This window comes from Serratia sp. AS12 (assembly GCF_000214195.1).
GTDB lineage: Bacteria > Pseudomonadota > Gammaproteobacteria > Enterobacterales > Enterobacteriaceae > Serratia > Serratia plymuthica.
The window spans coordinates 3,061,735-3,088,103 of sequence record NC_015566.1 but is presented as its reverse complement, the minus strand read 5'-3'; the positions used below and the strand labels follow the sequence as shown (position 1 = coordinate 3,088,103).

28 protein-coding genes are annotated in these 26,369 nt (G+C 55.1%); 15 read left to right on the top strand and 13 right to left on the bottom strand.

Annotated elements, in window-relative coordinates; genetic code table 11:
- Window positions 1-93 precede the first annotated feature (93 nt).
- Together SERAS12_RS14490 and SERAS12_RS14485 are read left to right on the top strand one after the other, a co-directional pair.
- Window positions 94-1,101, top strand: coding sequence for a glycosyltransferase (locus tag SERAS12_RS14490; RefSeq protein WP_013813357.1), 1,008 nt, complete (start codon window positions 94-96; stop codon window positions 1,099-1,101).
- A gap of 63 nt (window positions 1,102-1,164) precedes the next feature.
- The gene (locus SERAS12_RS14485) at window positions 1,165-1,413 is read left to right on the top strand and encodes a YoaH family protein (protein WP_013813356.1); all 249 of its coding nucleotides are present in this window, start codon (window positions 1,165-1,167) and stop codon (window positions 1,411-1,413) included.
- A gap of 33 nt (window positions 1,414-1,446) precedes the next feature.
- On the opposite strand, the gene purT is transcribed toward SERAS12_RS14485, so the two are convergent.
- Entirely contained in the window at window positions 1,447-2,625 is a 1,179-nt protein-coding gene (gene purT / locus SERAS12_RS14480; RefSeq protein ID WP_013813355.1) for a formate-dependent phosphoribosylglycinamide formyltransferase, read from the bottom strand.
- 242 nt (window positions 2,626-2,867) lie between these two features.
- Between purT and dbpA the strand changes: the two genes are divergently transcribed.
- From dbpA to yebF, 4 genes are all read left to right on the top strand, one after another.
- Window positions 2,868-4,250: an ATP-dependent RNA helicase DbpA gene (gene dbpA, locus SERAS12_RS14475; RefSeq protein ID WP_013813354.1), complete on the top strand. Its 1,383-nt coding sequence runs from the start codon at window positions 2,868-2,870 to the stop codon at window positions 4,248-4,250.
- Between the two features lie 88 nt (window positions 4,251-4,338).
- The gene (locus SERAS12_RS14470) at window positions 4,339-4,662 is read left to right on the top strand and encodes a YebG family protein (RefSeq protein ID WP_013813353.1); all 324 of its coding nucleotides are present in this window, start codon (window positions 4,339-4,341) and stop codon (window positions 4,660-4,662) included.
- A gap of 39 nt (window positions 4,663-4,701) precedes the next feature.
- On the top strand, window positions 4,702-5,010 hold the full coding sequence (gene yqfB / locus SERAS12_RS14465) for a N(4)-acetylcytidine aminohydrolase (RefSeq protein ID WP_013813352.1): 309 nt from the start codon (window positions 4,702-4,704) through the stop codon (window positions 5,008-5,010).
- 71 nt (window positions 5,011-5,081) lie between these two features.
- Window positions 5,082-5,441: a protein YebF gene (gene yebF, locus SERAS12_RS14460; protein WP_013813351.1), complete on the top strand. Its 360-nt coding sequence runs from the start codon at window positions 5,082-5,084 to the stop codon at window positions 5,439-5,441.
- An 82-nt stretch (window positions 5,442-5,523) separates the two neighbouring features.
- On the opposite strand, the gene SERAS12_RS14455 is transcribed toward yebF, so the two are convergent.
- From SERAS12_RS14455 to mdtH, 5 genes are all read right to left on the bottom strand, one after another.
- Window positions 5,524-6,087 (bottom strand): lipoprotein, encoded by a 564-nt coding sequence (locus SERAS12_RS14455; protein WP_004945593.1) that lies wholly within the window; start codon window positions 6,085-6,087, stop codon window positions 5,524-5,526.
- A gap of 153 nt (window positions 6,088-6,240) precedes the next feature.
- Window positions 6,241-7,881 carry an AarF/ABC1/UbiB kinase family protein gene (locus tag SERAS12_RS14450; protein WP_013813350.1) on the bottom strand — a complete coding sequence of 547 codons (1,641 nt, stop codon included), beginning with the start codon at window positions 7,879-7,881 and terminating at the stop codon, window positions 6,241-6,243.
- Window positions 7,882-7,911: 30 nt separating this feature from the next.
- Entirely contained in the window at window positions 7,912-8,559 is a 648-nt protein-coding gene (gene grxB / locus SERAS12_RS14445; RefSeq protein WP_013813349.1) for a glutaredoxin 2, read from the bottom strand.
- A 127-nt stretch (window positions 8,560-8,686) separates the two neighbouring features.
- Entirely contained in the window at window positions 8,687-8,935 is a 249-nt protein-coding gene (locus SERAS12_RS14440) for a hypothetical protein (protein WP_013813348.1), read from the bottom strand.
- Between the two features lie 86 nt (window positions 8,936-9,021).
- Window positions 9,022-10,227, bottom strand: a complete 1,206-nt coding sequence (gene mdtH / locus SERAS12_RS14435) for a multidrug efflux MFS transporter MdtH (protein WP_013813347.1) — start codon at window positions 10,225-10,227, stop codon at window positions 9,022-9,024.
- A gap of 344 nt (window positions 10,228-10,571) precedes the next feature.
- On the opposite strand from mdtH, the gene rimJ reads away from it, so the two are divergent.
- From rimJ to murJ, 4 genes are all read left to right on the top strand, one after another.
- On the top strand, window positions 10,572-11,156 hold the full coding sequence (gene rimJ, locus SERAS12_RS14430) for a ribosomal protein S5-alanine N-acetyltransferase (protein ID WP_013813346.1): 585 nt from the start codon (window positions 10,572-10,574) through the stop codon (window positions 11,154-11,156).
- Window positions 11,157-11,170: 14 nt separating this feature from the next.
- Window positions 11,171-11,815 (top strand): YceH family protein, encoded by a 645-nt coding sequence (locus SERAS12_RS14425; protein ID WP_013813345.1) that lies wholly within the window; start codon window positions 11,171-11,173, stop codon window positions 11,813-11,815.
- The gene (locus tag SERAS12_RS14420) at window positions 11,808-12,728 is read left to right on the top strand and encodes a Gfo/Idh/MocA family protein (RefSeq protein ID WP_013813344.1); all 921 of its coding nucleotides are present in this window, start codon (window positions 11,808-11,810) and stop codon (window positions 12,726-12,728) included. The genes SERAS12_RS14425 and SERAS12_RS14420 overlap by 8 nt, the downstream gene beginning before the upstream one ends.
- 166 nt (window positions 12,729-12,894) lie before the next feature.
- Window positions 12,895-14,430 carry a murein biosynthesis integral membrane protein MurJ gene (gene murJ / locus SERAS12_RS14415; RefSeq protein WP_013813343.1) on the top strand — a complete coding sequence of 512 codons (1,536 nt, stop codon included), beginning with the start codon at window positions 12,895-12,897 and terminating at the stop codon, window positions 14,428-14,430.
- Window positions 14,431-14,503: 73 nt separating this feature from the next.
- Here murJ and argS read toward each other — a convergent pair whose 3' ends face one another.
- Window positions 14,504-16,234, bottom strand: coding sequence for an arginine--tRNA ligase (gene argS / locus SERAS12_RS14410; RefSeq protein WP_013813342.1), 1,731 nt, complete (start codon window positions 16,232-16,234; stop codon window positions 14,504-14,506).
- Between the two features lie 918 nt (window positions 16,235-17,152).
- Here argS and SERAS12_RS14405 point away from each other — a divergent pair.
- The gene (locus tag SERAS12_RS14405) at window positions 17,153-17,716 is read left to right on the top strand and encodes a VOC family protein (protein WP_013813341.1); all 564 of its coding nucleotides are present in this window, start codon (window positions 17,153-17,155) and stop codon (window positions 17,714-17,716) included.
- Here the strand turns inward: SERAS12_RS14405 and SERAS12_RS14400 are convergent.
- Window positions 17,713-18,864 (bottom strand): MalY/PatB family protein, encoded by a 1,152-nt coding sequence (locus SERAS12_RS14400; RefSeq protein WP_013813340.1) that lies wholly within the window; start codon window positions 18,862-18,864, stop codon window positions 17,713-17,715. The genes SERAS12_RS14405 and SERAS12_RS14400 overlap by 4 nt on opposite strands.
- 102 nt (window positions 18,865-18,966) lie before the next feature.
- On the opposite strand from SERAS12_RS14400, the gene cutC reads away from it, so the two are divergent.
- The 3 genes from cutC (at window position 18,967) to SERAS12_RS14385 (ending at window position 22,071) form a co-directional block, all read left to right on the top strand.
- Window positions 18,967-19,725, top strand: coding sequence for a copper homeostasis protein CutC (gene cutC, locus SERAS12_RS14395; RefSeq protein ID WP_013813339.1), 759 nt, complete (start codon window positions 18,967-18,969; stop codon window positions 19,723-19,725).
- A 580-nt stretch (window positions 19,726-20,305) separates the two neighbouring features.
- Window positions 20,306-20,707: a hypothetical protein gene (locus SERAS12_RS14390; protein ID WP_013813338.1), complete on the top strand. Its 402-nt coding sequence runs from the start codon at window positions 20,306-20,308 to the stop codon at window positions 20,705-20,707.
- On the top strand, window positions 20,704-22,071 hold the full coding sequence (locus tag SERAS12_RS14385) for an FKBP-type peptidyl-prolyl cis-trans isomerase N-terminal domain-containing protein (protein WP_013813337.1): 1,368 nt from the start codon (window positions 20,704-20,706) through the stop codon (window positions 22,069-22,071). Before SERAS12_RS14390 ends, SERAS12_RS14385 begins: the two co-directional genes overlap by 4 nt.
- 38 nt (window positions 22,072-22,109) lie before the next feature.
- On the opposite strand, the gene cmoB is transcribed toward SERAS12_RS14385, so the two are convergent.
- From cmoB to SERAS12_RS14360, 5 genes are all read right to left on the bottom strand, one after another.
- A complete protein-coding gene (gene cmoB / locus SERAS12_RS14380; protein ID WP_013813336.1) occupies window positions 22,110-23,081 on the bottom strand; it encodes a tRNA 5-methoxyuridine(34)/uridine 5-oxyacetic acid(34) synthase CmoB in 972 nt (323 codons plus the stop codon).
- Entirely contained in the window at window positions 23,078-23,821 is a 744-nt protein-coding gene (gene cmoA, locus SERAS12_RS14375; RefSeq protein WP_013813335.1) for a carboxy-S-adenosyl-L-methionine synthase CmoA, read from the bottom strand. Before cmoA ends, cmoB begins: the two co-directional genes overlap by 4 nt.
- Before the next feature lie 103 nt (window positions 23,822-23,924).
- Window positions 23,925-24,320 (bottom strand): MAPEG family protein, encoded by a 396-nt coding sequence (locus SERAS12_RS14370; protein WP_004945554.1) that lies wholly within the window; start codon window positions 24,318-24,320, stop codon window positions 23,925-23,927.
- Window positions 24,321-24,422: 102 nt separating this feature from the next.
- Window positions 24,423-25,238, bottom strand: a complete 816-nt coding sequence (locus SERAS12_RS14365) for a DUF72 domain-containing protein (protein ID WP_143760066.1) — start codon at window positions 25,236-25,238, stop codon at window positions 24,423-24,425.
- A gap of 68 nt (window positions 25,239-25,306) precedes the next feature.
- Window positions 25,307-25,885 (bottom strand): hydrolase, encoded by a 579-nt coding sequence (locus SERAS12_RS14360; RefSeq protein ID WP_013813333.1) that lies wholly within the window; start codon window positions 25,883-25,885, stop codon window positions 25,307-25,309.
- Between the two features lie 203 nt (window positions 25,886-26,088).
- Between SERAS12_RS14360 and SERAS12_RS25685 the strand changes: the two genes are divergently transcribed.
- Window positions 26,089-26,319, top strand: coding sequence for a zinc ribbon domain-containing protein (locus tag SERAS12_RS25685; protein ID WP_338053727.1), 231 nt, complete (start codon window positions 26,089-26,091; stop codon window positions 26,317-26,319).
- The last annotated feature ends 50 nt before the right edge of the window (window positions 26,320-26,369 follow it).

The window sequence follows — 26,369 nt, the reverse complement described above, 5'->3', positions numbered from 1 at the left end:
TTGATTATTTAATCCCGAGTCGACCCATTTAACTGTGCACCGTTTTTTAGAAAATAGAAATATTTATTCGTTACTTTTTGCGAAGAGCTGCCTATGCCCTTAATGTTGAGTGTCATTGTCCCGTTGCATAACGCGGGAGCACTGTTTGAGCCTTTTATGGCGTCACTATTGGCTCAGGATGAGCGGCGGCTGGAGGTGATCATCGTTAATGACGGCTCCACCGATGGCTCTGGCGCTATCGCCCACCGCTATGCGCGGCAATACCCGCATATTACCGTGATCGATCAGCCTAATTCCGGCGTTTCCTGCGCGCGCAATGCGGGCCTGGCCATTGCGCAGGGAAAATATGTGGCGTTTCCGGATGCGGATGATTTATTGGCGCCTGAGATGTATTCAACGTTAGTGGCTTTGGCCGAGCAAGAACAATTAGATGTCATGCAGTGTAACGGTCAGCGTTATTTTTCCCGAGAAAATGAACTGCAAGCGATTATTCCGCAAAAGCGACTGGGCGACACCGGCGTTATTAGCGGAGCACAATGGCTAGAGCGGGCGTTGAAAACAAGAAAGTTTATTCATGTGGTTTGGTTGGCGGTGTATCGTCTTGATTTTATTAAGCAGCATCAGTTGTATTTCGAACCGGGTTTACATCACCAGGATATTCCGTGGACGACCGAGGTGATGTTTAATGCGCAGCGGGTCAAGTACCTCAGCAAAGCGTTGTACCGGCAACGGGTGCACGATCAATCCATCAGCAATCGCCGCCGCACCGGCAAGGCGAACGTGGAGTACCAGCGACACTATATGAAAATAGTGGAAATGCTGGTGGTGCTTAACCAACGCTATGCCGGAAAAATGGTTATTCGACCGGCTTTCCACTGGCAGATCGCCCGCGAGGCGTTGGGTATTTGCCACAGTATTCGGCGGGAGCCCGAGCTGGTGGCGCAGTGTCAAATCACCGGTGAGTTTTATCAGCGTGGCATTGATCGAACGATGGCGGCTAACGCGCGCGGCCTCAAGCAGCTCTGGCACGTTACGTTGTGGTTGCATCGCCTGAAGCAGTGGCGGGGCTGCGATCATTGCTCGCAGCCCGCCGCAGAATAACAGGCGTTGGGATCCGCCGGTTTAAGGCGTATAATCCCTCTCCATTTTGCCGGAGAGAAACACATGCTTGCAGGTATGCCGTCATTGAGTCACCAAGAGCAGCAGGACGCTGCGGACCGTATCCATCTGTTGATGGAACAAGGCATGAGCAGTGGTGAAGCCATCGCGCGCGTCGCGCAGGAAATCCGCGAAAAACACCAGGGCGACCAGGTTACCGTTCTGTTTGATGATGAAGACGAAGACGACGAAGACTATCAGGAAAGGCCGGACGAACAGGCTGACGACGATTCGGAAGAAGACGAAAACTATTGATGTTGCAGGGGCCGGCAAGCCGGCCCCAACGTGTTATCCCTCAATCACTACCGCAGCGGCAGCCTGCTTGGCTAACGCCACCGCCTCTTCCACATTTTCCGCCGTTGCCAGCGCCACGCCCATCCGGCGTTGCCCGTTAATTTCCGGTTTGCCGAACAGGCGCAACTGATTGTGGCCGCTCAATGCGCGATCCAAACCGCTGAAGCGCAGATCGCTGCTGGTCATTTGTGGCAGGATCACCGCCGAGGCCGAAGGCCCGAACTGGCGAATAGCGCCAATGGGCAGACCAAGGAAGGCGCGAACGTGCAGGGCGAATTCGGACAGATCCTGCGAGATCAGCGTCACCATGCCGGTATCGTGCGGGCGCGGTGACACCTCGCTGAAGATCACCTCATCGCCGCAGACGAACAATTCAACGCCGAACAGGCCAAACCCACCCAATGCCTGCACCACGTTTTGCGCGATCTCCTGCGCGCGGTTCAGCGCCAGTTCGCTCATCCGTTGCGGTTGCCACGACTCACGGTAATCACCGTCCTCTTGACGGTGGCCTATTGGCGCACAGAAATGGACACCGTCGATCGCGCTGATGGTCAGCAGGGTAATTTCAAAATCAAATTTCACCAGACCTTCGACAATCACTCGGCCGCCGCCGGCGCGGCCGCCCTGTTGGGCGTAATCCCAGGCGGTTTTCAGCTGTTCCGGGCTGCGGATCAGGCTCTGGCCTTTGCCGGAGGAACTCATGACCGGTTTGATGATGCACGGATAGCCAATTTCGGCGACGGCCTGCCGGAAGGCTTCTTCACCGTCGGCGAAGCGGTAACTGGAGGTTGGCAGGCCCAGGGTTTCTGCGGCCAGGCGGCGAATGCCTTCGCGGTTCATGGTCAGGCGCGTTGCTTCGGCACAGGGCACTACACGGTGCCCTTGTTGCTCCAACTCAACCAGCATGCTGGTGGCGATGGCTTCGATCTCCGGTACGATGTAATCGGGACGTTCCTGTTCAATCAGGGCTTTCAGCGCGTTGCCGTCCAGCATGTTGATGACGTGGCTGCGGTGCGACACGTGCATGGCAGGTGCGTCCGCATAGCGGTCTACGGCAATCACTTCCAGTCCTAAACGCTGGCATTCGATGGCAACTTCTTTACCCAGCTCGCCGGAGCCGAGCAGCATAACGCGAGTGGCGGACGGGCGCAGGGCGGTTCCAATAGTTAACATAGTCTCGTACCTGGATCTGTGGATTTAAGGCGGTCTGATAACGGGTGTGCAGTATATACGAAAACGTTTGCGCGTGCAGGCGGGGGATGGGGCCGGCGATGTTATTGCCAAAAAAATGCATCCGGTGGCTTTTTTTATGCGTGAAATCCGTAATTCCTACTATCTCTGTTATCATCTGCGGTTGATTCGGCGCCAGCCCGTGGGCGCGCCGCCATTCCATTTGTCATATAAGAGTTATCGCCGTGAGCACAGTATCTTTTTCTTCCCTGCCGCTGCCAGCCGAACAGTTGGCCAACCTCAACGAACTGGGGTATGCCGAAATGACGCCGGTGCAGGCCGCCGCGTTGCCCGCCATCCTGAAAGGGCAGGACGTACGAGCCAAAGCAAAAACCGGCAGCGGTAAAACGGCTGCGTTCGGTATCGGCCTGCTGGATAAAATCAATGTTTCCCAGGTGGCGGCACAGGCGTTGATCTTGTGCCCGACACGCGAGTTGGCTGACCAGGTAAGCAAAGAGCTGCGTCGGCTGGCGCGCTTTACCCAGAACATCAAAATTCTGACCCTGTGCGGCGGCCAACCGATGGGGCCACAGCTCGATTCGCTGGTGCATGCGCCGCATATCGTGGTGGGCACACCGGGGCGTCTTCAAGAGCATCTGCGCAAGAAAACGCTGGTGCTGGATGAACTGAAAGTGCTGGTGCTGGACGAAGCCGATCGCATGCTGGACATGGGCTTTGCCGATGATATCGACGATGTGATCAGTTACACCCCGCCGCAGCGCCAGACTCTGTTGTTCTCCGCGACCTACCCGAGCGGCATCGAGCGCATCAGCGCCCGCGTGCAACGTGAACCCTTGAATGTGGAAGTGGACGATGGCGATGATCAGACCTCCATTGAACAACGCTTCTACGAAACCACCCGCGATCAGCGCCCGGCGGTGCTGGTATCCGCCATCCGCCATTACCAACCTTCTTCCTGCGTGGTGTTCTGCAACACCAAACGCGATTGTCAGAGCGTATATGAAGCGCTGGAAGCCCGTGGTATCAGCGTATCGGCGCTGCACGGCGATCTGGAACAGCGCGATCGCGATCAGGTGCTGGTGCGTTTTGCCAACCGCAGTTGCCGGGTGCTGGTAGCGACCGACGTTGCCGCTCGCGGGCTGGATATCAAAGAGCTGGAGCTGGTAGTCAACTATGAGCTGGCGTTTGATCCGGAAGTACACGTACACCGTATTGGCCGTACTGGCCGCGCGGGCCTGAACGGCCTGGCGATCAGTCTGTGTACGCCGCAGGAGATGGAGCGTGCGCATGCGGTCGAGGAGTACCAGCGCAAGGCGGTCAACTGGGCGCCGGTGTCTGAACTGAGCGGTGCTTCCAATACCACGCTGGAGGCCGAAATGGTCACCCTGTGCATCGACGGCGGGCGCAAAGCCAAAATTCGCCCTGGCGACATTCTCGGCGCTTTGACCGGCGACGCCGGGTTGACGGCCGCTGAAGTGGGCAAAATCGACATGTTCCCGGTACACGCCTATGTGGCGATCCGCAAGGCCAGTGCTCGCAAGGCGCTGCAACAGCTTCAGCAGGGCAAAATCAAAGGCAAGAACTGCAAGGTGCGGTTGTTGAAATAATCCGCGTCAGGGGTGTGCTTGCATCCCTGCGTAAAATCACCGTATACTGTATATAAATACAGTATTCTAACCTTTGAGGAATGCACACATGGCGGTCGAAGTAAAATATGTGGTGGTGAGAAACGGTGAGGAAAAGATGACTTTCGCAACCAAGAAAGAAGCCGATGCATACGACAAAATGCTGGACCTGGCGGACAGTCTCGGTGAATGGCTGCAGCAGGCGCCTCTGAACCTGGACGACGAGCAGCGTGAAGGGCTGAGCTTCTTCCTGGCGGAGCATAAAGAGGTGCTGGGGCAGATTCTGCGTGGCGCCGCGCCGGCGGAAGCACCGAAGAAACCGACCAAAGTGAAAACGGAAAAATCCGTCGCTACCTCAAAAGAGGGATCTGCGTCAGAAAAGCAGGCAGCATAATGACTTATGTTGCGGCAATGTGATGAAAAAGGATCTAGAATGACGCGTGGAATAACTTTCTTCAGTCGCTTTGAGCAAGACATTCTGGCCGGGCTCAAGACCATTACTCTCCGGGATGCCAGTGAATCCCACTTTCAGCCCGGTGAGGTATTGCGCGTTAGCCGTAATGAAGACGACGTATTCTTCTGTTTTATTGAAGTGCTGTCAGTCACACCGGTTCACCTGGATGCGCTAACCGAACAGCATGCCAAACAAGAAAATATGTCGCTCAGCGAGCTGAAGCAGGTGATCAAGGAAATCTATCCGGGGCTGGATGAGCTGTTTGTCATCAGCTTTGTAAAACGCTGATCCTTTGCCAGACCTGTTGTGAGCCAGGGGGCAAATACCCATGGATAGTGTCAATCACAACTGGAGGGCATATGAAAAGAACGGGACTGAGTTTGGCCGTAACGCTGTTGGCCATGGCAGGTTTGACGACGGCGGTACAGGCACAAGAGCAACGCACGGCCAAAGTGGCGCAATGCATCGGCCTGCAACCGACAGACGTCGCCGCTCAGGTAAAACGCGATTATCTGCAGAACCGCATCACGCGCTGGGCATCGGATAAAAAGTTGCTGGGCACAGCCACCCCGATAGCCTGGATCAGCCCGGAAGCCATCACCGGCAAGGACGCAGTCTGGCAGGTGCCGTTGACGGTAAGGGGCACCAAACAGGATAAAACCTATAACGTTACCCTTAACTGCAATACGGGTGAAATCACCTACAGCGAACCGCAGTAACGCCACTGCTTTCAGGCTATCGCCTGCCTGAAAACGAATAAACCCGCCTTATCAGCGGGTTTTTTAGTTTTAGCGGTTTGCCTTAGTCAGTGAACGGAATAACCAGTTCACCGGGTTTCACTTCCAACCCTTTTGCCAGCTTCTTCGCCAGCGCTTCGGTCTTGCTGTTATCCGGGTTCAGCACGTAGGCCGGTTTTTGATCGAAGTAGGATTTCAGCGACTGATTCAGGTAAGGGGTCAGCGCCTTCATCACCGTCTGCATTTTTTCCGGCTGCACGCTATAGTCGGTCAGCTCCATGTCCTTCAGGAATACCGCACCTTGTTCACGGTCATAGACCGGCTGCGCCTTTAGCGTCAGTTTCAGGTCCGCGGTCTGCGGGCCGAGGATTGAGCTGATATTCACCTTGGCATCGCCGGAAAGGGTGACCTTACCCGGCTCACTGCGGCCAATCTGGCTTTTTAACTGGGTTAGCACAATATTGGCATCCAACAGCCCCGGTACGCCGATTTGCTTCTGATAATCGTTGTGCTTTTGCAGGTAATCGTTCACTTCCTGCTCGCTGAGCGTGTATTGGGTGAGTTGATTACAACCGGCCAATACGCCGGCGAACAGCAGGGCGGCTGCGCCCATCAGAATCTTCTTCATTTGTGCCTCGTAGCTACTGCCAACAACATGCTGCAGATAATTGATTTGTCATTATAAACGGCTACCGCCTGCGAGGGAAATCGCTGACGGTGGCAAGCAGAATGATAGTGCGCGTGAAAGAGGGTATCACCTATCGGATAACGCTGAAACTGCTCAGCGCCGCAGACGCAGCGCCAGCAACAGCACACCGCCCAGGCAGGCAAGCCCACCCAACGCGGGAAACAGCGGAATGCCCCAAAGCCGTGGCGAAGCGTGCATCAGATAAGGTGCCAGCCCTAGCGCGAAAGCTGCGGTGACAATGGCGATGGCCAACGTGACAGCAGCTCGCTCCAGCGCCTTGCTCAATTGATCGATGTTCTTGATGTTGATGTCGGCACCGATTTGCCCGCGCTTCAAACGGCGCATCAGCAGCCGCAGGGTTTGCGGGATCTCTTCACCGGCATCCAGCGCTTCTGCACCCAACGCCAGCATGCGTCGCTGTACCGCGTCAGGGGAGTAACGCTGCAACATCACCTGCTGAAGCAGGGGTTTCAACGTGGCGATAATATCAAAGTTGGGATCGAGCCGGTGCAGTACGCCGTCAGCGGTGATCAGCGCCTTGAACAGCAGCACCAGGTCCGGCGGCATCGCTAACTGATGCTCACGTGCCATCACCAGCAGATCGGTCAGCGCCTTGCCTAACGTCAGGGTGGAAGAAGTTTGCTTATCGAGGAAGTTCTGCGCCGCCAACTCCAGATCCAACAGATCAAGCGGATCGCTGTCCGACCAGGCAATCAGGGTATTGACGATACCGCCGGATTCGCGTTCAGCGATGGCTTGCAACAGAAGTAACAGTTGGTTGCGACGCCGTTCGGAAAGTTGCCCCACCATGCCGAAATCGATAAAGCCGACGCGATTACCCGCTAGCGCCATGACGTTGCCGGGGTGAGGATCGGCGTGGTAAAGGCGATGCTCCAGCACCATTTTCATAAAGGCTTGTGCGCCGCGCTGGGCCAGCAACGGGCCGTCAAAACCGGCAGTTGCCAACTGTTGCGGGTTCTCCGGCGCGGTGCCGGGCAAGAATTCCTGGACCAGCAAGCGTTTTGACGACCATTGCCAGTAAATTTTTGGAATTGCTACCTCAGGGTGTTGGGTAAAGCATTCGGCAATGCGTTCGCAGTTATTGCCTTCGTGGGTCAGATCCAGCTCGTGATTGAGCGCGGTCGCCAGCGCTCGCACCATCTGGCGCGGGCGGTAACGGGCCAGCGCGGGGCTTTGCTGTTCTACGGTTTCCGCCAGATAAGTCAGCAGGCGCAAATCGGCGTGAATGGTTTTCGCAAGGTTTGGTCGCAGCACCTTGATTACCACCGCTTCACCGCTATGCAGGCGTGCGCGGTAAATTTGCGCCATCGAAGCGGCAGCCAGCGGCGTGCTGTCAAACTCGGCAAACAAGCTGTGCGGATCGCTGCCCAGATCGGCCGTGATTTGCGCTGCCAGCTCGCTCCATGGCAGGGTAGACGCCTGACTGTGCAAGCGATCAAGTTCGTCGGTCCAACTTGAGTCAAGCAGGTCCGAACGGGTAGCCAGAATTTGCCCGAATTTGACAAAGGTCGGGCCCAGAGCTTCCAGCGCGGTGCGCAAACGTTCCGGCAGGGTTTGATTGTCTTGTTGAGCAACGCCACTTTCGGCCCCGCTCAACAGGGAGCCCAGGCCCAGCAGACGAATGATATCCTGCAGTCCGTAGCGGATTAACACCGAGGAAATCTCTTTCAGCCGCGCCCGGTCGCGGGCGGTGACCAATACCATTTTTAGCATAGGCGCGCTATATCCTTATTGCGAAAGGGTTCACTGTTCCATATCGAGCAGCAGTGGAATATCACTGAGTTGCGCCATACGGTTGCGGTAGGCCTCCACGTTTTCCGGCAGCGTGACCCCGGCGACAATCGACAGAGAACGCAGCAGTGGAAACAGCTGAATATCATCTTCCGACAGCGTGCCATTCACCGCATCAGGGGTGATGATCAGGCTGGAAAGCGCCTGGAGATCGGCTTCCAGCTCAGCAATGAGATCGGCGCTGTTGGCCAGGTGTTCGGAGAAATCACCTATCGAAGCCTGCTTTTTGTGGGCAAAGTATTGGCGCGCGCTGTCAGTGGCGAACTCTTCGAAATCGGCATTGGCAATGCGTGGCAACAGTAATTTTGCGGAGTAACCGCCGACCCGTTGCAACCAGTCGGCGATCGCCGGGTTGGTCTTGCCGGTCAGCAGCGGCCGGCCGTCGAGATTATCGACATAGCGTACGATATCCATGCTTTCCGGCAGATAGCTGCCATCATCTTTTTGCAGAATGGGCGCCATTTTCTTGCCAATCATGCTGATGGGCGTGGCTTCATCATCGCTCAGCAAGGTGACGAGGCGGACGGGCAGGTTTTTCAGGCCGAAAATCATGCGGGCTTTAACGCAGAATGGGCAATGATCGTAGATAAACAGTTTCATGCTTGCTCCGGTTTTAGGTTTGAACAGCAATAGTTATCACAGCATACTGAGGCTGTCGCGAAGAGTTGTGTTGGAAGGTGCGTTATTGTGGCGTGGCCCGCGCATTACACGCGGGCCGGGGCAGCGATTATTTTTTTGTGGGCACGGAATTGATGACGTCTATCAGGTGCGTACGCGCCTCTTCCAAATCGATTTTATCGCGGTCGTTGGCTGCGTTGACTATTTGCAACTGTTTGATGATGTCACTCTTCAGCGTCGCATTTTCCGCAATGATGTGGGCCAGGGCTTTTTCTACCAGGGTTGAGCGCGCGTAGATCATGCGCAGGTTCAGTACCATGTGTTCCAACAGTTGCGGTAATTTATCTTCGTCACTCATCGCCAACTTCTCCCGTTTATATTTTTACTATCAGGATAGCAGCTGTGGGTAATTTAGCTGATTTTCTGGCAACTTAGAGAAAAAACTCAGCCGCCGCGCACGATCGCCGGCGCGGCACTGCGCGGATTGAACTGCCAGTACAGAGCGAACAGCGTAATAAAGCCTACGACCCCGAGCAATATCCACGGCAGTTCGGGCATGTTCATTGTCTTGCCTGTGTCGTACATCCAACCGCCGCCGGTGTAACCGAGCGCACCGCCCAGAGCCAGCCCGAGGCGGCTGAATCCCATGTAGCTGCCGCGCGCGCGCGGATCCGCCAGCGAGGCGCTGAGGGTTTCCCGCGCAGGTTCGGCGATGATGGACCCCAGGTAGAAACAGCAGATCAGAGTGAAGACGCCCTGCAGACTGGTCGCCAGGCCGACGGGTAACAGGCTGAGGGTCATCAGCAGCAAGCCCGCCATCAGCCGTTGTTCCAGGCGAAAACGTTTTTCGCTCCAGCGCGCCAGCGGGTAGAGCAATGACAGCGACAGCGCGGCCTCAATGGCGTACATCCATTTTACCGCTGCCGGCGAGCCGGCGATTTCATTGACCACGATAGGCAGCATCAGCATGACCTGAACCGACAGCATGTAGTAACCGGTCAGCGTCAGCACATAAGTCAGGAAACGGCGGTCGCGCAGCACGCGCATCATGCCTTCTTTCATCGGGGCGCGAACGGTGGAAATACGGTAAGCCGGCAGCAACCAGGCGTTCCAACCTGCCGCCAGCACGAAAATGGCCGCGCCAACCCAGCAGACAAAGTGGAAGTCATATTGCAGCAGCCAACTGCCGATCAGGGCGCCAATCACCGCACCGGCGCTGTCTTGCATCATCAGCAGAGAATAAAAACGGCCGCGCTCATGCGGGCGGGTGAGCTTAATCACCAGTGCGGTGCGCGGTGGATCAAACAGGGTGCCGCCGAGTGCGGAAAGGGCGCAAGAGAACCACAGCAGCCAGGGTTCATCGGCCATCGCCATGGTGGCGAAGCCTGCCGCGCGCATCAGCATGCCGGTCACGATCATCGGTTTGGCGCCGAACCGGTCGGCGATTGCGCCGCCGAAGATCCCCAATCCTTGCTGAATCAACTGCCGTAAGCCCAGAGCGACGCCCACCACTACCGCAGCCCAACCGAGTTGATCGACAAAGCGGATCGAAATAAGCGGGAAGACCACAAAAAAACCCAAAACCACTAACAGATTATCGAGTAACAAGAAATATTTACCCAAGCTCCGAGCTTGCGATACCAGAGACATGCTTCACCACGAGCAATTAAGAGGGAGAGGAGTGCAACCCGTCTAGTTTGTACCCAATCTCCGGCTACCGATAGGGGCCGGGTAGATAATATTTTTTTATCGTCAATACGTTACCTGCGCGGCAAAACCGCACGAAAATAGCCGTAAAATGGCTAATCGCTTATTTACTGAGCTGTCGGGATTTTACCTCCGGGGCAGGCTACGGTTATATTAAATGAGGGTAAGTGCGGTTCTGCGCCGGTCGTTGAAAAATAATGGCTCAGGATATGATCGTTACGGGATTATTATCCGGACGCGCCCCAATAAATACTTCTTATCGAACCGTTCTGACCGCGGGGGAAATGATGTTTGGCTACCGCTCTGCATCACCAAAAGTACGTCTCATCACCGACCGACAGGTCGTGCGTTTAGTTCATGAACGCGATGCCTATCGTCTGGCGGAATACTATGCCGAGAACCGGGCTTTCCTGAAACCCTGGGAGCCGGTGCGGGATGAAAGCCATTGTTATCCTTCCGGCTGGCAGGCGCGGCTGGGGATGATCACTGAAATGCAAAAGCAGGGCAGCGCGTACTATTTTATCCTGCTCGATCCGGAAGAAAATGAAGTGCGGGGCGTGGCCAACTTCAGCAACGTGCTGCGCGGTTCGTTTTATGCCTGTTTCCTTGGCTATTCGTTGGCTGAAAAATGGCAGGGGCAGGGCCTGATGTATGAAGCGCTGCAGTCGGCGATCCGCTACATGCTGCGTCAGCAGCGCATGCACCGCATTATGGCCAACTATATGCCGCACAATCAACGCAGCGGCGCGTTGCTCACTCGTCTGGGATTTGAACGTGAAGGTTATGCCAAGGATTATCTGCTCATCGACGGGCAGTGGCAGGATCACGTCCTGACGGCATTCACCAATAAAGAATGGCTACCGCCACGCTGAGGCCAAATCAAATAATGAAATACGAATTAAGCGCTAAAGAAGCCAGAGTGATTGGATGCCTGCTGGAAAAACAGGTCACCACTCCAGATCAGTATCCTCTTTCCCTGAACGGCATCGCCCTGGCGTGCAACCAGAAAACCAACCGCGACCCGGTGATGGATCTGACGGAAAGCGAAGTGCAGCAAGTTCTCGACCTGCTGTTAAAAAAACATTTTCTGCGTACGTTGAGCGGTTTCGGTAACCGGGTGGTCAAGTATGAACACCGTTTTTGCAATTCTGAGTTCGGCCAACTGAAACTGTCTGCCGCCGAACTTGCGGTGATAGCCACGTTATTGCTGCGCGGGGCGCAAACCCCCGGTGAACTGCGTACCCGTACCAATCGCATGCATGAATTCAGCGATGTCTCTGAAGTGGAACAGGTGCTGCAGCAGTTAAGCACTCGTGAGGATGGCCCGTTCGTCGTGCGTTTGGCGCGGGAGCCGGGCAAGCGAGAAAGCCGTTTTATGCATCTGTTCAGCGGCGAGATTGATGAGACGACGGCGGAGGTTGCGCAGATTGATGATGCGGATTTGAGTGAGCGCGTCAGCGTGCTGGAAAGCGAAGTCGCAGAATTGAAACGGCAGCTGCAGGCATTACTGGCCCGGGGGCAGCATGACTAAGTTACGCGTTGGTGTCGTGGGGCTGGGCGGCATCGCGCAAAAAGCCTACTTGCCAATCCTCTCTCTGGCAGCAGATTGGACGCTGGTCGGCGGTTTTTCCCCTAATCAGCAAAAAGCGCAGCCGATATGCGACAGTTATCGCATGGCCTGTTTTTCCAGCCTGGATAGCCTGGCGCAGCAGTGTGACGCGGTATTTGTTCACAGCAGCACAGCCAGCCACTTTCAGGTGATAAGCGAGCTGCTGCGTCATGGCGTGCATGTTTATGTCGATAAACCGCTGGCGGAGACCGTGGAGCAGGGCGAACAGTTGATCGCACTGGCGGAGAAGCAGGGCAAAACGCTGATGGTGGGCTTTAACCGCCGTTTCTCGCCCTTGTATCTTCAGTTGAAACAGGAAATGCAGCAGCCGGCGTCGATTTGCATGGATAAGCACCGGGCGGACAGCGTAGGGCAAAACGGCCTGCGCTTTACCCTGTTGGATGATTATTTGCATGTGGTCGATACCGCGCTGTGGCTGGGAGGAAGCGCGGGGCAGCTACTCAGCGGCCACCTGCGCGCCACAGACGCCGGTGAACTGCTGTTCGCCGAACACCATTTTACCTGTGGCGAAACGCTGGTGACTACCAGCATGCATCGTCGGGCCGGCAGCCAGCGTGAAAGCGTGCAGGCGGTGGCCGAGGGGGCGGTGTATCAGGTGAACGATATGCGGCAATGGTTGCGGGAAGATCCGCAGGGCGTGCTGGAGCAACCGGCTCCGGGTTGGCAGACCACGCTGGCACAGCGCGGTTTCGATGGCGCTATTCGGCACTTTATCGCGTCTGTCAGCAACCAGACCGTGCCGGAAACGGCCGGGGAACAGGCCATCGCCGCTCAACGGGTGATCGAACGGTTGCTGCAGGATGCCGGTTTGTAAGGCAACTCCCCCGCGTGGGGCGCACGTGCTATTGCGGAATGCGCTTATAACTCTATGTAACATATGGCGGTAGCTATTCTGCTGTGGATGCGTAAACTTATCCGCTAGTTTTACGGACGCCTGCTGATGCAGGCGTCGACATTTACGGGACACATCAGACAACCACATGAACCTACTAAAATCACTGGCCGCCGTGAGCTCTATGACGATGTTTTCACGGGTGCTGGGCTTTGCCCGTGACGCCATAGTGGCGCGCGTGTTTGGTGCCGGAATGGCGACGGATGCCTTCTTCGTGGCGTTCAAACTGCCCAACCTGCTGCGCCGTATTTTTGCCGAAGGCGCATTTTCTCAGGCCTTTGTGCCGATCCTGGCCGAATATAAAACTCAGCAGGGTGAGGAGGCGACTCGGACCTTCATCGCCTACGTTTCCGGTTTACTCACGCTGGTGCTGGCGGTGGTCACCGTATTGGGGATGCTGGCTGCCCCTTGGGTGATCTACATTACTGCACCAGGCTTCGTTGATTCGCCGGACAAGTTCGCGCTGACGTCGTCGCTGCTGCGCATCACTTTCCCTTATATTCTGCTGATTTCACTGGCTTCGCTGGTGGGCTCGATCCTCAATACCTGGAACCGTTTTTCGATCCCGGCCTTTGCGCCGACGCTGTTGAACGTCAGCATGATTGGCTTTGCGCTGTTTGCCGCACCTTATTTCAACCCGCCGGTGCTGGCGTTGGCCTGGGCGGTGGTAGTGGGTGGCGTGCTGCAACTGGGCTACCAGCTTCCACACCTGAAAAAAATCGGCATGCTGGTATTGCCGCGCCTCAAGCTGGGCGATGCCGGCGTATGGCGTGTGATGCGCCAGATGGGGCCGGCGATCTTTGGCGTTTCGGTAAGCCAAATATCGCTGATTATCAATACCATTTTCGCCTCGTTTCTGGTCTCGGGCTCGGTATCCTGGATGTACTATGCCGATCGCCTGATGGAGTTTCCTTCCGGTGTGCTGGGCGTAGCCTTGGGGACCATCCTGCTGCCGTCGCTGGCCAGGAGTTTTTCCAGCGGTAATCACGATGAGTATTCGCACCTGATGGATTGGGGGCTGCGTCTGTGCTTCCTGCTGGCGCTGCCTAGCGCTATTGCCTTGGGGATATTGGCCAAACCCCTGACCGTATCGCTGTTCCAGTACGGCAAGTTCAGCGCTTTCGACGCGGCCATGACCCAACGTGCGCTGGTGGCGTACTCGATAGGCTTGATGGGATTGATCGTGGTGAAGGTATTGGCGCCGGGCTTCTATTCGCGACAGGACATCAAAACGCCGGTGAAAATTGCCATTATCACGTTGGTCATGACGCAGGTGATGAATCTGATGTTTATCGGCCCGCTAAAACATGCCGGCCTTTCGCTGTCGATTGGGCTGGGAGCTTGCCTTAACGCTTCGCTGCTGTACTGGCAGTTGCGTAAACAGAAGATTTTCCACCCGCAGCCTGGCTGGGCAAAATTCCTCACCAAACTGGTGATTGCGGTAATCGTGATGTCAGTGGTATTGGTTGGCGTAATGTGGCTGATGCCGGCGTGGGATCAGGGCAATATGCTGGAGCGCCTGCTGCGACTGGCGGTGGTGGTGGTGGCCGGCGTGATCGCCTATTTTGGCGTGTTGGCCGGTTTGGGTTTCCGCCCGCGGGACTTTGCGCGCCGGGTGGCATAAACGGGAATTCCCAACTGCCATTGCACAAAAAAAGGGTCGCCTCGGCGACCCTTTTTCGTCTTCAGACCTTGGCTTACATGCGTTCGACGGTGTCGATACCCAGCGTATCCAGACCGGTTTTCAGCGTTCTGGCGGTCAGCAATGCCAGTTTCAGGCGGCTTTGACGCGCCTCTTCACTGTCTGCATTCAGGATTTGGCAATGTTCGTAGAAGCCGGAGAACAGGCCTGCCAGGTCGTACAGGTAAGTACACATCACGTGCGGGGTACCTTCGCGTGCTACCGTGGTGATAACTTCCTCAAATTGCAGCAGGCGGGTCGCCAGCGCAATCTCACGCTCTTCGGTCATCACCAGCGGCAGGGTCAGGCTGCTCTCATCGAGACCGGCCCGCTTGAATACCGAGGCCACACGGGTATAGGCATACTGCATATAAGGGGCAGTGTTGCCCTCAAACGCCAGCATGTTGTCCCAGTCGAAGATATAGTCGGTAGTACGGCTTTTTGACAGATCGGCGTATTTAACTGCGCCGATACCGACGACATTTGCCAGGTGCTGCATTTCTTCTGCCGGCATATCCGGGTTTTTCTCGGCAATCAGTTTGCCGGCGCGATCGATAGCTTCATCCAGCAGATCGGACAGCCTCACCGTACCGCCCGCACGGGTTTTGAACGGCTTGCCGTCTTTGCCCAGCATCATGCCGAACATATGGTGTTCCAGCGAGAGGGAGTCCGGGATGTAACCGGCTTTACGCACAATGGTCCATGCCTGCATCAGATGCTGATGCTGGCGGGAATCGATGTAATAGAGTACGCGGTCAGCACCCAGCGTTTCGTAGCGGTATTTGGCGCAGGCGATATCGGTGGTGGTGTACAAGTAGCCGCCATCTTTCTTCTGGATGATGACGCCCATAGGTTCGCCGTCTTTATTCTGGTATTCGTCGAGAAAAACCACGGTGGCGCCTTCACTTTCTACCGCCAGCCCCTTGGCTTTCAGATCGGCGACGATGCCCGGTAGCATCGCGTTATACAGGCTCTCGCCCATTACGTCGTCTTCGGTCAGGGTGACATTCAGGCGGTTATAGGTGAGCTGGTTTTGCGCCATGGTAATGTCGACCAGCTTACGCCACATCTTCAGACAGTATTGATCGCCACCCTGTAATTTCACCACGTAGGCGCGGGCGCGTTCGGCGAACTCCGCATCTTCGTCGTAGTGTTTCTTCGCTTCACGATAGAACTGTTCCAGATCGGCCAGGCCCATGTCGCTGGCGTTTTCGTTCTGCATTTTTTCCAGGTAGGCAATCAACATGCCGAACTGGGTGCCCCAATCGCCGACGTGGTTGGCGCGGATCACTTTATGGCCCAGAAACTCCTGAGTCCGTGCAGCGGCGTCGCCGATAATGGTCGAACGCAGGTGGCCGACGTGCATCTCTTTCGCCACGTTGGGCGCGGAGTAGTCGATCACGATAGTTTGTTGTTTAACCGGTGCAATGCCAAGCTTCGGCGCATTCAGCACCTGATCAACCTGTTGCGCAACCCATTCGCCGTTCAGGAAGATATTAATAAAGCCGGGGCCGGCGATTTCTACTTTGCTGGCGATGTCGCCGAGATCAAGCAGCTGTACCACTTTTTCCGCCAACTGGCGTGGTGGCATGCCAAGTTTCTTGGCTACGGACATCACGCCATTGGCCTGGTAGTCGCCAAATTGTGCTTTTGCTGACTGACGGACCTGTGCTTCGCAATCGGCTGGCGCGCCTGCGGCAATCAGCGCCTGGCTGACTTTATCTGAAAGAAGAACCTGAATATTCACCGGGTTACCTTAATGACGAACGAGGGGCCGTATGCCATGCCCCTGCGGGATTCAAAGGTGGTTTTCTGGCTGCGCGTCAAGACGGCGGCCCACCACAAAACAGCCTGTAATTGTAACCGATCTGATGTGTTACGTCAGCAGTTGGCGCGGGGGAGAAGGCGAAAGGGCAGCTTTGAAAATACCGGGCCAACAAAGAGAGCGTGTTTTAAAGGAGGGAATATGCAGTGCAGAAGGTCAAGATGAGCGAAAAGGAATAGGTGAGAAGGAAACGAAATAAGCGGTTCTAATGCTTTTTGTTATGACGTCGGGAGTCCAGAGTGTTAATGCGACGTGATTTGAAATGGCGATATATCGCGTACGCGGCAATAACGACCAACAGCAAAGATATGATTAAAAGAAGCATGGGTATTATCTCAAGTTTTGATTTTAGCCAAGGTAGCTTAATTGGTTTTTATAAGCAATTATTAAAACTCCATTTAAGATAAGTCTCACTTTTTTGTGGGGTAAAAACCAGTAAAAACAATAATCTGATGCCATTTTTTACTGGGTTTCATCGTATCACGTTGTTAATTTGTTGTTTTTATGGCGAGTTCTCGAGTGGGTTTAGTGATTTTTTGGATTCAGTACGGCTTGTTAAGCTAATAATTTCAGAAATGTTTCCGTCATAAGAAAAAGCTATCTGTGACATGCGAAGATTCCGATTTTTAATTAATCAGGCTCGGATTTTAACGGTGCTCTTAATAAGGGTAATTAACGCTTGTTCTTTTGTGCTCTTTATCAACGTTAGTCAAAATATTTTACGCGACGGTAATGTGACGGATACATATGTTACATTTTCCTGGGCAAAACGTGGATAGCCGCGTCTCAGCCGTGTAAATTAGCCCCCCTGAATTCGCTTTCCTTCGTATCGAGGCCCCTATGACGATCTTCCCGGCCATTGCCGAGCTTAATGACTTGGCGTTGGACCTGCCGCGCTTTGAACAGGCGCTGAGCCAGTTTGCGGAAAAACTGCATCTGGATTTGTCGCAGTTCAGCGCGGATCACATTTCGGTTCGTTGCCACCAAAACACCACCGCTGAACGCTGGCGGCAGGGGTTGCAGCAGTGCGGCTCGTTGTTGTCTGAAGCGACGATCAATGGCCGCCCGATTTACCTGTTCGATCTGCATCAGCCACTGCAGGTGGGGCCGTGGCTAATTGACTGCGTGGAACTGCCTTACCCGGGGGATAAGCGCTATCCTCACGAGGGATGGGAACATGTGGAACTGGTGCTTAGCGGCGAACCGGCCTCGCTGTATGCGCGCGCGCTGAGCCATTTGCCCGACGAGGCGCTGTTGGCGCCTGGGATCAAGTTGAAACAGAGCTCGCCGAAGGGTGAGGGCGAACGATTGCCGAACCCGACGTTGGCGATCACCGACGGCAGCGTAACGATTAAGTTTCACCCGTATTCCATCCGGGAAATCGTTGCCAGCGAGCAAGGTTAACCGGCCATCAGCGCCCGGGTGGCCAGCATCATGCGATCCAGCGCCTGATCAAGCAGTTCGCGCCGGCAGCCGAAATTCAGACGTACAAACCGGCGGTCGCCGAAATCCAGGCCTGCGCTTAAGCCCACCCCTGCCTGCTCGAAGAAAGCGTGCGGATTATCGGTCGCCAGTTGGCTGCAATCGATCCAGGCCAGATAGGTGGCTTCTATCGGGTGCAGCAACAGGCCGGGCATGACGTTAATGCGCTCGGTCACCAAATCGCGGTTTGTGCGCAGATACGCCAACTGGGCGTCCAGCCAGTCTTGCCCGTCCTGGTAGGCGGCCTGTGCAGCGACCAGAGCCAGCACGTCAACTTCCGGGACTATGCCGCTGCGCGCCCGGGCCAGCTTTTGGCGCAGGCCGGCGTTGGGAATCACCGCCATTGAGGCCCCTAATCCGGCAATATTGAAGGTTTTCGATGGCGACATCAGTGTGATGGTGCGCTGGGCGGCGTCTTCATTCAACATGGCAAAGGGGAGGTGCTTGCAACCCGGTTCAAGCAACAGATCACAATGAATTTCATCCGAACAGACGATCAAATCATGTCTACGGGCGAATTCATGCTGTTGCAACAACTCCTCTCGCCGGTAGACGGTACCGCCCGGATTTTGCGGGTTGCACAGCAACAGCAATTTTTCGCTGCCGCTGAGCTGGCCTGCTATCGTGTCGAAATCCAGCAGCCAGCGCCGGTCGTGCAGCTTGAGCGGTACCGGCAGATGCGGGCGTCCGGCGAATTTCGCCGCTTTGCGAAACGGCGGGTAGATGGGGGACGGCGCCAGAGTGCCTTCACCCTCATCGGTAAAGGCACGGACGCACAGATTGAGCCCACAAACCAGACCGGGCAGGAAAATCAGCCATTCGGGCTTGATGTGCCAGCCATAGCGCTCTACCATGCGGCGGGTAAAAACCTCAATAAGTTCAGGGGATGGATGGCCGTAGCCGAACACGCCATGCGCTACGCGCCGCTGCAATGCGTCGATGATCGCGGGCGGTGAGCGGAAGTCGGTGTCGGCGACCCAAAGAGGAATAATGTCGCGGTCGCGATATTTATCCCACTTAACGCTGCCACTGTGACTACGGTCTACCCATTGATCAAAATTGAATGCCATAGTTATTACCCTGAACCGGTTCATGTCTATCAATGAGCCTACGCGAGAAATTCTGAAGTTAACAAACTGCCGTCACATTTTGGCCGTCATCTGGGGGTGACAATGATTAAACTGGAAGTTTGCTGCTTTAGCGTCGATTGCGCGCTGACGGCTGAGCAGGCAGGCGCTGATCGCATAGAATTATGTGCCAGCCAGAGCGAGGGCGGTTTGACGCCCAGCTACGGTACGCTGCGCCTGGCGCGCGACAGGGTATCCATCCCGGTGCATCCGATCGTCCGCCCACGCGGAGGCGACTTTTGCTACGGTGCGGTGGATTTCGACGTGATCAAGCAGGATATCGTGCAAATCCGCGACATGGGTTTTGCCGGCGTAGTGGTGGGTATGCTGGATGAAGAAGGGCATATCGACCTGCCGCGCATGCGTGAAGTGATGCGGTTGAGCGGCAAGATGGCGGTTACCTTCCATCGCGCTTTTGACATGTGTCAGAACCCGATGGTAGCACTTGATCAACTGACGCAACTGGGGGTTGCGCGGATATTGACCTCCGGTCAACAACAAAACGCCGAGCTTGGGCTACCGCTGCTGCGCGATCTGGTGCAGGCCAGTCAAGGGCCGGTGATTATGGCCGGTGCCGGCGTAAGGCTCAGTAATCTGCACAAGTTTGTGGACATTGGCGTTCAGGAGGTGCACAGCTCCTCCGGCCACGCGGTACCTTCGACCATGCGCTATCGCAAAGCCGGCGTGACCATGTGTTCAGACAATGAGTTTGATGAATTTAGCCATTATTGCGTGGATGGCGAAATGGTAGAGGCGATGAAAAACGCGCTGGCCTTGGTTGACCCTTTGGCGCAAAGCGCATAAACACGCAGCTAACCGCGTTCTGATTACCGGTTTCCGGGCTAAAAGCCCCTTGGCGTGCAACTGAACCCTCGGTGATCACGCGAGTACCAGGCCCCGACGTTTTGTCGGGGCTTTTTTTATGTCCGAAAAAGCCCGATGACTGGCAATATAGATAGATTAAACGGCAGCCATCCTTCATCTGGATTCGTTATTATCGGATGCCTTGGGTATTCCCTTGTCATTATTATTATCAACTGATAAATTTAATTTATACCGGTCGTTTAATATCATTAATTTAAATGTATTGCACTATGATTATAAATATAGTGAATGAGTGAGACTTAATCTAAGAAATAACCTGGATTATATTTTTACCACTCGGTGATTTTAACCATTTTATTTTCAACAACCCTGTTCTCTATAACCAATGGTTTTCAGTTACAGCCAGCAACGCTGCCACTGAGAAGCGACGGAGATAGATGAGATCGCGCTAATGTTGAAAGTATCGTAATACCACTAAGGAAGCCTGCCACAGGGCGCCGAATGGCCGTCACGGCTACAAACGGAAGTGCTTGTCAGGTTTAACAAGGAGATAAAGATAATGACCAGAACGGCATACCACCTAACAGCTTCACTTTTATTGACCATGACATTAGCCGGATGCCAAAACGTCAAACGACCTGTGCCCATGGTGAATAAAGAGAGTGCAACAGAAGCGGTGGAGCAAGATAAAAAACAGCGTGAGGCCGAGCGTATGCAGCAATGCCAACATGAGCTTGAGGCAATGCGTAATATGGATCCCGAGAAGCATCAAAAGTTCAAACGCGAATTTGATACCTTGATGAGTGGCGCGGCGCAATATGCCGGGATGCGGACAAGGGTAAATACTGACACTCAGGAAACCGTTGATGCGTTATACCGTTATCGCACCAACCGCCTTTGCGCTGATATCAGCACCACCATGATGACCGGCCTCGCCGAGCGGGGAGAACGTACTCAATGATCTCTTGCTCCCGACAGACTTTTTTTAGCCTGATGCTGCCGCTGATGACGGTATCGGGTGTGCTTTATGCGGATGACGGCGTGCCCGTTTTGCTGCAGTTTGCCGAACAATATCACCAACAGGGGGGGCAGGAAATGCCGGCAAACAAGCAGCAGCCACCCCAGATGCCGGTTAAAAAGCCAACGGTTGAGGTGAGTCAAGTTCGGGAGCCTGCCGCTAATCAACGGCAACAATTGATCGCAGCCCACAAGGCGTTGCGGGCGAAAGAAGCTCAACTGGAGCGTCAACAGGCCGTCATTCAGTCCCTGCAGCAGGAGTTAACGGCGCTGCGCGTCGCTTCAACGTTGACGATTCCAAACACTGTGCCTTCGCAACAAGATTTCACCGCCTTGAGTGAGTTTGCCCGCGATGTGCGGCAGGCGTTAAATCTGACGCTGACGGAACGGCAGGCGCAGGCGTTGATAGCCGAGGCGCACAAGACGATGAGTGAACTTCAAGTACAGTTGACGCAGCTTCAGGATAAAAACCGGAAGCAGGCGAAACAGCTTGAAGATAATGGTCTGCAGCTTGCTGCAGCGCTTGAAGAAAATGCTAAATCAGCTCAGCAATTCGAGCAGGTAAGCAAGCGGGCAAGCGAAGCTGAGCAAGAAAGGGTTGCCGGCAATCAGGTGGAGAAGCGTTTGCGCAAAGAAATTGACGGTCTGCGTTCGCAGGCCAGTCTGTTGCCGGATCAGCTGGCGCTGATGAAACCTCAGCAGCAGCAGAGTTATGCCGCCGGGGTAGCGCTGGGGCGCGATATCCAGATTCTGCTGGCAGAGCGTAAAACGTGGGGAATCGATCCCGATAAAACGGCGTTGTTGGGCGGCATGATCGACACCTTCAATGGCCACTATCAATTGAGTGAGGCGTTGTTGGCAAGCGCGTTGGCTGAATCGGAAAAAACGGTGAATGCCGCCAGAACCAAGGCGGCGAAAGACCAACGGGCCAAAGGTGAGTCTTTTGTTTCTGAGTTCAGGAAGAAAAAAGGCACAAAGAAATCGTCCGCTGGCTTCTGGTACCGGGTCGATTACCTGGGCGATGAAGCCATTGCTGAAACCTCTTCGGTAGATATCGTGGTGAAAGAGATGCTGACCGATGGCCGGGTGATTCAGGATATGGATCGCAGCGGGAAGGTGCTTTCTCAACCGCTGTCAGCCTATCCGCCGTTATTCCGCGAGGCCATAGGGTACCTGAGAAATCATGGTTCGCTGACCATGGTGGTGCCGCCAGAACTGGCTTACGGTGAAGTGGGCTATGCGCCGCAGATCCCGCCGAACGCTACCATGGTGTATGAGCTGCGGGTAGTGGATGCCGATAAGGGATAATACGGGGCCTGGTCTCCCAGGTCCCCGTTTGGCAAGAATTAAGGCTTCTTGGCCACCAAAACCGCACGCAACGGGGCCGGGTAACCTTCGATCGTCTTGCTGTTATCCTTGGGATCAAGGAATTCGGCCAGTGATTCGCTGGTCATCCAATCGGTGCGGCGCTGCTCTTCGGTGCTGGTTACGCACATGTCGGCAATCTTGACGTCGACAAAACCGCATTTCTCCAGCCAAGACTTCAGCGCTTCGGCTGAAGGAATGAAGTAGACATTGCGCATCTGGGCATAACGATCACCCGGCACCAGCACCTGGTTGCGATCGCCTTCCACCACCAGGGTTTCCAATACCAACTCGCCTTCGGAAACCAACTGATTTTTCAACTGATACAGATGATCCAATGGCGAACGGCGGTGGTACAGCACACCCATGGAAAATACCGTATCAAAGGCGGCCAACTCGGGCAGTTGCTCAATACCTAGCGGCAGCAGATGAGCGCGTTGATCGCCACCCAGCAGTTTGCGAACCGCTTCGAACTGGCACAAGAACAGCTGCATCGGATCAATACCCACCGCCATCTGTGCGCCGGCACCCACCATTCGCCACAGGTGATAACCGCTACCGCAACCGACGTCCAGAATGGTGCGGCCGGCCAGCGGCGAAATGTGCGGCAGAACGCGATCCCATTTCCAGTCGGAGTGCCATTCGGTATCAATGTCGATGCCGTACAGCGAGAACGGGCCTTTACGCCACGGCATCAGGGTCCGCAGCATCTTTTCGATGCCTTCCAACTGGCCCGGCGACAGCGGTATCTCCATCTCGGCGCGCACGCCGTGCAGCAAATCGAGACGGCTTGGCGTCAGTTCCGGCAAGTGTTCAACCGAGTTAAACCACTGTTTGAACTTGCCGTGCAGCGACTCGCGTTGCCAGGCGCTGAGCTGCGCGGGCAGGGTATCCAGCCAGTGGCTAAGGTTGCCTTTAGCGATGCGCTGATAGAAATCGCCAAACTCAATCATTGCTCAGTTCCCGCTTTCAACGCGATCAGTGAACCGAAGTTAAAGCACTGAAACCACACTTCGGCATGTTTAAAACCGGCCTGTTTCAGGCGGGACTTGTGGGCTTCAACCGAGTCGGTCAGCATGACGTTTTCCAGCATGCTGCGCTTTTGGCTGATCTCCAGCTCGCTGTAGCCGTTGGCACGCTTGAAATCGTGGTGCATGTTGAACAGCAGTTCGCCGACGTCAGCATCTTCAAAACTGAACTTCTCCGACAGCACCAGCGCACCGCCTGGGCGCAAACCGCGATAAACCTGCTCCAGCAACCGCAGACGGTCAGCCGGCTCGAGGAATTGCAGGGTAAAGTTCAGCACCACCATGGAAGCATTTTCGATCTTGATATCGAGGATATCGGCTTCGATAACCTCTACCGGCGTATCGGCGCGGAAAGCGTCAATATGGCGGCGGCAGCGTTCGACCATCGCCGGAGAGTTATCGACGGCGATGATGTTGCAACCCGCCACCTTGATATTCCGACGCATCGACAGCGTTGCCGCGCCCAGAGAACATCCCAGGTCATACACCTGGCTATCTGGCTGCACAAAGCGTTCGGCCAGCATGCCAATCATCGAAATGATGTTGGAATAGCCGGGAACGGAACGCTGGATCATGTCGGGGAACACTTCAGCGACGCGTTCGTCGAAGGTCCAATCGCCCAGTTTGGCGATGGGGGCAGAAAAAAGAGTATCGCGGTTTGGCATAGCGGGAAGTCAGTTCAGAATTCGAAGGCGCGTATTCTAACAGATAACGGCAAGAAAGCGGAGCGGAAGCAGGCGGCGGGGCCGCCTGATGACGAACAGAAGATCAATACAGGCTGAAAATAAGATCCCAGGGCAGATAGAAAATGTTGGCCAACACCATCAGGACCAACGAAATATAGGTTGCCGCCATACCTGAACGGCGCCAGCGGACTTCACGGTTACGCAAACCGTAGTAGTGTACCAAACGCCCGGTCATCAGCATCAGACCACAAATATGGATCATCCATATTCCTGCGCCGTTCATTTCCATGATCACCAGCAGCACGGCGGCGATAGGAATATATTCTACGGCATTGCCGTGAACGCGGATGGCGGTCTGCAGCTCATAAAAGCCGCCGTCTCCGTAGGCGACACGGTATTGCATCCTTAACTTAACCACGTCATAAGAGAGTTTGATCAACAACAATGCGCCGAGCACGACATAAAGCGCGCTTACCATTTTTAACTCCATTCCCTAACCAAAACTGGCAGCGAGCATCATAGCGGCCATTGCAATCACTGTCGCGAGGAAAAATCTGATGTAATCGGTCAGATTAATCGGTCAAAACAGTGCATCCTGCTCCGGCCAGTCCGGCGGTGGGGGTAAATTAGGAATAGCCTGATGAAGCTGCTGCCAGATTTTTTGCGCCTGTTGCGGTGAATCGCCATTATCCGGCGTATGAATAAACAGGAAGGGGGTGGATTGCTGTTGCCAGGTGGGCAGTTTTTGCTGCCAGGCGTCAAACCAACGCAGATTATCTTGCAACACGTCGCCGCCGATAAAACGGACCAGCGGGTTGTGGGCGGTGACCAGCGCATGCACCGGCAGCTTGGGTTTCTTTTGCTGGGCGTCACGCACCGCGGCGCTGTCAGGGGCGGCATGATGCACCGGCCGACTGTCGAGGATCACCCGGTTGATACCACGTTGATGCAGTCCCTGATTCAACAGGCGCTCTTCCTCTCCCTTGGCGAAGAAAGCCGGATGACGTACTTCTACGCCGTAGGTGAACGCTTTCGGCAACCCGTCAAAGAACTGCCACATGCGCGGCAACTCATCCGGCCCAAATGCCGAGGGTAACTGCAACCAAAGCTGCCCTATACGCTGATGAATCGGGCTCAGGCAGTGATAAAATGCCTGCAGCTCGGCATCGCAGTTACGTAGTGCTGCCTTATGGCTGATCTCTGAGGGGAACTTGAAACAAAAGCGAAAATCATCGGTGGTCATGTCGCGCCAGCGCAGAACGATCTCCGGCTTGGGCAACGCGTAGAAAGTCGTGTTGCCTTCCACGCAGTTAAAATAGCGGCTGTAATCCGCCAGATCGCGCAGCCCGATACGATTCCAGGCTGTGTGCTGCCACTGCGGTAGTCCGATGTAGATCAACGCGCCATCTTCCTTAATGTCCTTGTGAGGTAAACGTGGGCGCGGCATGCGACGCCCCTGCAATGTTATTCGCCGAGTGCGGCAAGAATTTCACCGGTGCTGCGTACGCGAGCCAGACGTGGGAAGATATTGTCGAAGGCAAACCGGTGCATCTCGGTATTTTGCGCGCTGCACAGGTCTTCGGCTATCACTAACTCGTAACCGTGCTCCCAGCCGGCGCGAGCGGTGGATTCAACGCCGATATTGGTGGCGATCCCGCCCAGCACCAGAGTTTTAATGCTGCGACGGCGTAATTGCAAATCAAGTTCGGTACCGTAAAACGCGCCCCATTGACGTTTGGTCACCAAAATATCGTTGTCGCTGACCGCCAGAGATTCCGGGAATTCCCACCAGTTCGCCGGTAATCCACCCGCCGGTGAGGGCGCGGGTCTGTCCACCGGCTGTTTCAGCGCATCGGCAAATGTGTCGGACCAGCCGACGCGCACCAGGATCACCGGCGCACCGAGCGAGCGAAAACGCGCTGCAAGTTGCGCGCCGTGGGCTACCACGCTTTCGGCGCTGTGCGGCCCACCGGCGTAGGGCAGGATGCCGTTTTGCAAATCAATCAGCACCAGCGCTGTGGTTTGAGCATCAAGTTTTAACATCGGGGTCTCCCGTTACTGGGTGAATAAAATATGCGCAGCCAGAACGGCGCACTAAAACCAGGGTGAATTCAGGCTACGTGAAAAAAGGGTCACCGGTTAATGAGAAATTTGTTAATCAATGTGTTACTTCGGACAAAAACACGCCATTTAGTGCTGCAACAAAGCTGTGTTCGCACTTATCTGGAGCATGAATTTCCTTTATAATGATCGCCTTTTTTCAACACACTTTACTCCAACGAACTATGCCGATTTATGAATATGCATGTGGTGCTTGCAGCCTTCGGTTAGATAAATTGCAAAAATTTTCCGATGCGCCGCTGACTGACTGTCCGGCGTGTGGGCAGCCCGCGTTAACCAAGTTGATTTCTTCCACGGGTTTCCAGTTAAAGGGCACCGGTTGGTATGCAACAGACTTCAAACCGGGTAATAAATAGATTTCATCAGTTAACAGCCGCGTGGCCGGCGCAAAAGCCCGCGCGGAATC

What these genes read in the sequence shown, in the direction of transcription:
- SERAS12_RS14490 (WP_013813357.1), top strand. Translation starts at nt 94, where the DNA reads ATGCCCTTAATGTTGAGTGTCATTGTCCCGTTGCATAACGCGGGAGCA.
- SERAS12_RS14485 (WP_013813356.1), top strand. Translation starts at nt 1,165, where the DNA reads ATGCTTGCAGGTATGCCGTCATTGAGTCACCAAGAGCAGCAGGACGCT.
- purT (WP_013813355.1), bottom strand. Translation starts at nt 2,625, where the DNA reads ATGTTAACTATTGGAACCGCCCTGCGCCCGTCCGCCACTCGCGTTATG.
- SERAS12_RS14470 (WP_013813353.1), top strand. Translation starts at nt 4,339, where the DNA reads ATGGCGGTCGAAGTAAAATATGTGGTGGTGAGAAACGGTGAGGAAAAG.
- yqfB (WP_013813352.1), top strand. Translation starts at nt 4,702, where the DNA reads ATGACGCGTGGAATAACTTTCTTCAGTCGCTTTGAGCAAGACATTCTG.
- yebF (WP_013813351.1), top strand. Translation starts at nt 5,082, where the DNA reads ATGAAAAGAACGGGACTGAGTTTGGCCGTAACGCTGTTGGCCATGGCA.
- SERAS12_RS14455 (WP_004945593.1), bottom strand. Translation starts at nt 6,087, where the DNA reads ATGAAGAAGATTCTGATGGGCGCAGCCGCCCTGCTGTTCGCCGGCGTA.
- SERAS12_RS14450 (WP_013813350.1), bottom strand. Translation starts at nt 7,881, where the DNA reads ATGCTAAAAATGGTATTGGTCACCGCCCGCGACCGGGCGCGGCTGAAA.
- grxB (WP_013813349.1), bottom strand. Translation starts at nt 8,559, where the DNA reads ATGAAACTGTTTATCTACGATCATTGCCCATTCTGCGTTAAAGCCCGC.
- SERAS12_RS14440 (WP_013813348.1), bottom strand. Translation starts at nt 8,935, where the DNA reads ATGAGTGACGAAGATAAATTACCGCAACTGTTGGAACACATGGTACTG.
- mdtH (WP_013813347.1), bottom strand. Translation starts at nt 10,227, where the DNA reads ATGTCTCTGGTATCGCAAGCTCGGAGCTTGGGTAAATATTTCTTGTTA.
- rimJ (WP_013813346.1), top strand. Translation starts at nt 10,572, where the DNA reads ATGTTTGGCTACCGCTCTGCATCACCAAAAGTACGTCTCATCACCGAC.
- SERAS12_RS14425 (WP_013813345.1), top strand. Translation starts at nt 11,171, where the DNA reads ATGAAATACGAATTAAGCGCTAAAGAAGCCAGAGTGATTGGATGCCTG.
- SERAS12_RS14420 (WP_013813344.1), top strand. Translation starts at nt 11,808, where the DNA reads ATGACTAAGTTACGCGTTGGTGTCGTGGGGCTGGGCGGCATCGCGCAA.
- murJ (WP_013813343.1), top strand. Translation starts at nt 12,895, where the DNA reads ATGAACCTACTAAAATCACTGGCCGCCGTGAGCTCTATGACGATGTTT.
- SERAS12_RS14405 (WP_013813341.1), top strand. Translation starts at nt 17,153, where the DNA reads ATGACGATCTTCCCGGCCATTGCCGAGCTTAATGACTTGGCGTTGGAC.
- SERAS12_RS14400 (WP_013813340.1), bottom strand. Translation starts at nt 18,864, where the DNA reads ATGGCATTCAATTTTGATCAATGGGTAGACCGTAGTCACAGTGGCAGC.
- cutC (WP_013813339.1), top strand. Translation starts at nt 18,967, where the DNA reads ATGATTAAACTGGAAGTTTGCTGCTTTAGCGTCGATTGCGCGCTGACG.
- SERAS12_RS14390 (WP_013813338.1), top strand. Translation starts at nt 20,306, where the DNA reads ATGACCAGAACGGCATACCACCTAACAGCTTCACTTTTATTGACCATG.
- SERAS12_RS14385 (WP_013813337.1), top strand. Translation starts at nt 20,704, where the DNA reads ATGATCTCTTGCTCCCGACAGACTTTTTTTAGCCTGATGCTGCCGCTG.
- cmoB (WP_013813336.1), bottom strand. Translation starts at nt 23,081, where the DNA reads ATGATTGAGTTTGGCGATTTCTATCAGCGCATCGCTAAAGGCAACCTT.
- cmoA (WP_013813335.1), bottom strand. Translation starts at nt 23,821, where the DNA reads ATGCCAAACCGCGATACTCTTTTTTCTGCCCCCATCGCCAAACTGGGC.
- SERAS12_RS14370 (WP_004945554.1), bottom strand. Translation starts at nt 24,320, where the DNA reads ATGGTAAGCGCGCTTTATGTCGTGCTCGGCGCATTGTTGTTGATCAAA.
- SERAS12_RS14360 (WP_013813333.1), bottom strand. Translation starts at nt 25,885, where the DNA reads ATGTTAAAACTTGATGCTCAAACCACAGCGCTGGTGCTGATTGATTTG.
- SERAS12_RS25685 (WP_338053727.1), top strand. Translation starts at nt 26,089, where the DNA reads ATGATCGCCTTTTTTCAACACACTTTACTCCAACGAACTATGCCGATT.